The 1,652-nt window shown below is 33.8% G+C and carries 1 protein-coding gene; it reads left to right on the forward strand.

What is annotated here, in order from left to right:
• The first annotated feature begins 398 nt into the window (after positions 1-398).
• The gene (locus tag ACXR6G_RS20080; protein WP_458363239.1) at positions 399-1,085 is read left to right on the forward strand and encodes an ATP-binding cassette domain-containing protein; all 687 of its coding nucleotides are present in this window, start codon (positions 399-401) and stop codon (positions 1,083-1,085) included.
• The last annotated feature ends 567 nt before the right edge of the window (positions 1,086-1,652 follow it).

Raw genomic sequence — 1,652 nt, forward strand, 5'->3', positions numbered from 1 at the left:
ACAAAAATAGCTACCTTGCCTTTTATAAAATTTGAAACATAAAACCAGTAAGGAGCCTACGCCACTTAGCGCAGCCCGTTACCAACCATTAAAATGAGAACGATACGATTAATAACTACATTCTATAAGTCATTTGCTTTTGCAAGCAATTCGATAACTCTTGCTTGTTTATATCTGATTAACTTTTATGGAACAAAGGCAATACTTATAATACAAGCATTATTTTGGTTCAAAATTATTACCCTCGGATTGACTTTTTATTATATTCACAACTACAAAAATGATGTGTTTTATTACTATAAAAATCTAGGTTTAACAAAAAAACATTTGTGGATTCCAGCTCTAACTTTTGATATGTTCCTATTTTTGACATTAGTAATTCTAACATTAAAGATTAAATGATAAATACACTTGAAGTTGACAGCGTTATTTTAGAATTCGACACAAAAAGAATTTTACAAAATGTGTATTTAAAAAGTGAAACGGGGAAAGTTACTGGACTATTAGGGAGAAATGGAACGGGAAAATCATGCTTAATGAAGATATTGTTTGGTGAACTTATTCCAAATGATAAATCTATCCGAATAAATGGTGATTCTTTAATTAGTACTTATCGCTCTCCTAAAGATTTAAAGTACTTACCTCAAACTAGATTTATCCCCAGTTCTTTGACAATTAAAAGAATTTTCGATGATTTTAAACTAGATTTTGCCGACTTGATAACCTATTTCCCTGAACTTGAAAAATTCCACACGTCTAAATTGCGTGATTTATCAGGAGGAGAAAGACGCATTATTGAGATTTATATAATATTAGTTTCTGAAACTAAATTTTGCATGCTAGATGAGCCTTTTTCTCAAGTTATGCCTTTGCATATAGATACGATTAAGAGGTTGATTTTAAGAGAGAAAGAAAATAAAGGGATAATAATCACTGACCATATGTATAAACATATAGTTGACATTTGTGACAACTTATATGTAATCAGCGATGGTACAACTTATTTGACAAAAGGTATTCAAGACCTAGAAACTCTAGGGTATGCCCGAGTAAATGAACAATTAACGGTTGGTAACAAAAGCTAAATTTCATGGGCGGTGATTTGCAGTTTGGAAGTTTAGTTCAAATAATAAAGACCAGCAAGCCAATTCAATTGGTTTGCTTAAAAATATAAACAAATTTATGCGGCTTGCTTTCGTGCGGTTTGAAAGGATAATTCTTTTAAATCGCCCACGCAACTTAGCAAGACCGTTACAAGTAATTGGTTCGATAATGGCACTCGCTGGAAAGCTTGTTGCCATTTTTGATTTAATGGGATGTCCCTCATGAATTATACCCTAGTTGTTTTACTAGTTTTGATTGTGTTTTAAGACTTGTGATTTGTTTAGCTTGATTTTGCTTGCGGTCACGAGATACCGCTCCCTGCATCAGCCTCATTCGCTTTGTTACGAAATTTGCCAAGTGAACTCAGTTTATCCAATTTGCTTCTCTTTTGCCAACCTTGCTCGAAAGTAATTGATACCAGGCACAGGGCTTGACTATTGTGACTTCTAGAGACTCAAGTGTTTTATAGAGGAATACGCGCGGGGAGAGGTGCGAAAATTGTCATTCAGACTCAGTTCTTTTAATCGCAAATTTCGAGCCAAAGCTGC

The sequence above is a fragment of the Ancylomarina sp. YFZ004 genome (genome assembly GCF_054254355.1).

Bases quoted from the DNA above. Each gene is read 5' to 3' on its own strand.
- ACXR6G_RS20080 (WP_458363239.1), top strand. From the start codon at position 399: ATGATAAATACACTTGAAGTTGACAGCGTTATTTTAGAATTCGACACA.